The 4,394-nt window shown below is 69.1% G+C and carries 2 protein-coding genes; one reads left to right on the top strand and one right to left on the bottom strand.

Going from position 1 to position 4,394, the window contains the following annotated elements:
* Positions 1 to 65 precede the first annotated feature (65 nt).
* The gene (locus ACWGH4_RS32040) at positions 66 to 2,852 is read right to left on the bottom strand and encodes an N-acetylmuramoyl-L-alanine amidase (RefSeq protein WP_453467050.1); all 2,787 of its coding nucleotides are present in this window, start codon (positions 2,850 to 2,852) and stop codon (positions 66 to 68) included.
* A gap of 166 nt (positions 2,853 to 3,018) precedes the next feature.
* On the opposite strand from ACWGH4_RS32040, the gene ACWGH4_RS32035 reads away from it, so the two are divergent.
* Positions 3,019 to 4,365 carry a class II 3-deoxy-7-phosphoheptulonate synthase gene (locus ACWGH4_RS32035; RefSeq protein WP_078535526.1) on the top strand — a complete coding sequence of 449 codons (1,347 nt, stop codon included), beginning with the start codon at positions 3,019 to 3,021 and terminating at the stop codon, positions 4,363 to 4,365.
* Positions 4,366 to 4,394: the final 29 nt, after the last annotated feature.

Genomic DNA, 4,394 nt, shown 5'->3' with positions numbered 1-4,394 from the left:
GCCGGGGCCTGTCCCACGATGAGGACGGGCCGCGGCGCCGCGGGCGGAGTGCCGGTTCGGTGCGATCAGATCAGCGTGTTGTAGATCTGCCAGCCGGGACCGATGGACGTACGGGGCGCGAACGGCGCGGTGGCGCTGCCCGTGCCCTTGTAGAACCACAGCGCGCCGGAGGGCTCGCGGGCGACCATGTCCGCGGTGCCGTCGCGGTCGAGGTCGCCGGTGGTGACGAGGGCGTTGAACATGTTCCAGCCGGCGCCGACCTTGACACGCGGGGCGTACGGCGCGGTGGCGCTGCCCGTGCCCTTGTAGAACCACAGCACGCCGGAGCCGTCACGGCCCACCAGGTCGGCCTTGCCGTCCGCGTCCAGGTCGCCCGGGCCGAGGATGGTGTTGTAGATCTGCCATCCGAAGCCGACCTTCACCCGGGGGGCGAACGGCGCGCCGGGGATGCCGGTGCCGCGGTAGAACCAGATGACGCCGGAGCTCTCCCGGCCGATGGCGTCGCCCTTGCCGTCGCCGTCCATGTCGCCGGTGCTGAAGACCATGTTGTACATGTTCCAGCCCGCGCCCACCTTCAGACGGGGCTTGAACGGCTGGTCCTTGTTGCCGCTCGCCACGTAGTGCCACAGCACGCCGGAGCCGTCGCGGGCCACCATGTCGCCCACCTGAGCGTCCGCACGCAGCGGACCCAGGTCGGTGATCAGGTTGTAGCCCTGCCAGCCGGCCCCGATGCGGTAGCGGCTGTAGAACGGCGTTGTGCCGGTGCCGGTGCCCTGGTACTGGTACAGCGAGCCGCCGGCGTCACGCGCGAGCACGTTGAACCGGGTGGTGCCGGCGTCCGGCGCGGTGGGGGTGGCCTCGACGACGTCGTCCGCCTTCACCCAGGTGATCTTGTGGTGGAAGCGGATCGGCACGTAGAGAGTGTCGCCGATGACGTTCTTCTGCGCGGAGCCGAACCAGTCGTCGCCCTTCACCGCGGGTCCGGCCTTCGCGTAGGCCTGGCCGGAGGCGAAGGTGAACTTCGTCAGGTGGGCGTTCTCGTCACCGGGCGCCTCGAGGCCCGCGGCGGTGTAGGCGGCGGTCTCCGGGAAGGAGCGCCCGTAGACCTTGGCCGAGGTCGCACCGGCCTTCACCTTGACGCTCGTGGCATTGGCCACCGGGACGGTGTACTGGCCGCCCGGGTTGTAGAACCAGGCCTTCTTGCCCGCGTACCAGATCGCCGTCCAGTTGGTCCTGGCCTCGGCGACGACGTAGCTGCCACCGGCCCGGACCTTGTTCCCGTAGTTCGAGCCCTCGGACCAGAGGGAGGTGAAATACGGGTCGGTCAGCGTCGACGCGCTCGTCGAGGGCGACGTGTAGAGGTAGCCGAAGTTGGACGGGCGGGCGGTGACGGCGTTGCCACCGACGGTGAGCTTCGGCTGGTTCGCCGTGGTGAACGGGGGAACGACACGGACCACCTGGCCGGCCGCGAGCGGACCGCCCGCGCCCTGGTCGCCCTGCGGGGCGCCCATCAGGCCCATGTAGTGGTTCCAGTCCCAGTACGGGCCCGCGTCCCAGTGGAGATTGGCCATGCCGGCGTCCGTCTGGAGCGCCACCTCGTCATGGCCGATGATGTGCTCGCGGTCCAGCGGCACGTTGTACTTCGTGGCCAGGAACTTCACCAGGTCGGCGGAGGACTGGTACTGGGACTCCGTGTACCACTTGCCTTCCTTGATCGCGTAGCCCTCGTGCTCCACGCCGATCGAATGCATGTTGTGGGTCCAGTTGCCCGCGTGCCACGCCAGGTGCTTGTTCTCGATCATCTGGGTGACCAGACCGTCCGAGGCGCGGATCAGATAGTGCGCGCTGCCCGGGACGTCCGGGTTCGTGAGCGCCGCGAGCGAGCCGTCGTAGCCGCCCTCGGTGTCGTGGATGACGATCTGGCGGATGTCCACGCCCTGGTTCGGGCGGTCGGCCAGCGTGTAGTTGCGCTTGCCCGTGCTCGACGTGCGCGACGGCACGAAGTTGCAGTACAGGCCGGTGGGGCACTCGGGCGTCGGCACCGCCGTGGTGGAGGCATAGCTCGCCGCCAGCGGGACGTTCGCGGGCTTGACCGGCCGGACCGACGGATCGGCCGGCAGGGAGACCTGCTCGCCGTCCAGGGTGAGCTCCCGCTCACCCGTCTTGATCGACTCGAAGACCCGCTTGGCGAAGAGGTCGGCACCCTTCTTCTCCGGCGACTGGCTGTAGCGCGCCACGGCCGGGTACCAGGCGCCAGGGTTGTCGGACAGCTCCGCACCGGCCTCCTTCTGGTACTCCGCGAGCAGAGCCGCGCCGGCCCGGATGGACTCGGAGGTGTCGCTCTGGACCGCCTCGGGGGAGCTGTCGATCAGCTCGGCGGCCTTGTCCACGGTGTGGAGCCGGGGATCGTCGGTGTCGACGGTCGCCTCGGCCAGAATCCGACGGACCTTGGCAGGGTCGAAGGACTTCTCGATCTCCCGCTTGCCGCTGCCGTTGAAGTGGGCGATGGCCTCCTCGCCGGCCTCCTCGGTCTCGATGTCCTCCGGGTCGACGTCCGTCAGGCCCATCACGTTGTACGCGCCGGTGACGCTCGGCTCACCGTCGTGCGACTCCCAGCGCGTCTGCCGGTACGAGACCGCCATCAGCACGCTCTGGGGTACGTCGAACTCGCGCGCCGCCTCCGCGAACTGGCTCTGGAGCGACTCGTTCCGGCTGCCCTCGTCGCTGCCGAGACCGACGAGGTCGGGTGATGCCACCGCGACCGTCCCGATCGTGGCAGTGGCGACGACTGCTGCCGCCACCCCGTAGAAGAGCCGTTTCTTCGTGCGATCTCTGCGGTGCCCCTGGCTCACGCCCACCCCTGGTCCGTCTTGTGTTGTGATCCGTTTCGAAAACGCGCCGCAGGGTAACACCACTCGATCGGGTGAACGTTGTCGAGGGACATTTCGGGCGGGCGTCTCAGTCGCTGGGCACCGGGCCGGACAGGTGGCGGGAAGCCGTAGGGTTGTGCCTGTGACCGTGAACGCTAAGACCACCGCTACCGGTGGCAACACCTGGCGAAACCTGCCCGCGGCGCAGCAGCCCGAGTACCCCGATGCCGAGGCTCTGCGCGATGTGATCGCGGACCTCGAGTCGTATCCGCCGCTCGTTTTCGCGGGCGAGTGCGACCAGCTGCGCGCCCGGATGGGAGCCGTCGCCAAGGGCGAGGCGTTCCTGCTCCAGGGCGGCGACTGCGCCGAGGCCTTCGACGCCGTCTCCGCCGACCACATCCGGAACAAGCTGAAGACCCTGCTCCAGATGGGCGCGGTCCTCACCTACGCCGCGTCCGTGCCCGTGGTGAAGGTCGGCCGTATCGCCGGCCAGTACTCGAAGCCGCGCTCCAAGCCGACGGAGACCCGCGACGGCGTGACCCTGCCGACCTACCGCGGCGACTCCGTCAACGGCTTCGACTTCACCGAAGAGGCCCGCATCCCGGACCCCGAGCGCCTCAAGCGGATGTACAACGCCTCCGCTTCGACGCTCAACCTCGTGCGCGCCTTCACCACCGGCGGTTACGCGGACCTGCGCCAGGTGCACGCCTGGAACCAGGACTTCGTGAAGTCGTCCCCCTCCGGCCAGCGCTACGAGCAGCTCGCCCGGGAGATCGACAACGCGCTGAACTTCATGAAGGCCTGCGGCACCGACCCGGCCGAGTTCCGCACGGTCGAGTTCTTCTCGTCCCACGAGGCCCTGCTGCTGGACTACGAGTCGGCCCTGACCCGGACCGACTCCCGCACCGGCCGGCTGTACAACACCTCGGGCCACATGGTCTGGATCGGTGAGCGCACCCGCCAGCTGGACGGGGCGCACATCGAGTTCGCCTCCAGGATCCGCAACCCGATCGGCATCAAGCTGGGGCCGACGACGACGGTGGACGAGGCGCTGACCTACATCGACCGTCTCGACCCCGACCGCGAGCCCGGCCGGCTGACCTTCATCGTCCGTATGGGCGCCGACAAGGTCCGCGACAAGCTCCCCGAGCTGGTCGAGAAGGTCACCGCCTCCGGCGCGACCGTGGCCTGGGTGACCGACCCGATGCACGGCAACACCTTCGAGGCGGCGTCCGGCCACAAGACCCGGCGCTTCGACGACGTGCTCGACGAGGTCAAGGGCTTCTTCGAGGTCCACAAGGCGCTCGGCACGCACCCCGGCGGCATCCACGTCGAGCTCACCGGTGACGACGTCACCGAGTGCGTGGGCGGCGGCGACGAGATCTTCGTCGACGACCTGCACCAGCGCTACGAGACGGCCTGCGACCCCCGGCTGAACCGCAGCCAGTCCCTGGACCTGGCGTTCCTGGTCGCGGAGATGTACCGCGACCAGTAGCCGACGAGATGTGCCGGTGGGGCGTGGAT

Source organism: Streptomyces sp. NPDC054847, assembly GCF_053610925.1.
Note: the sequence above shows the minus strand (reverse complement) of the source record. Positions and strands in the feature narration are given on the sequence as shown.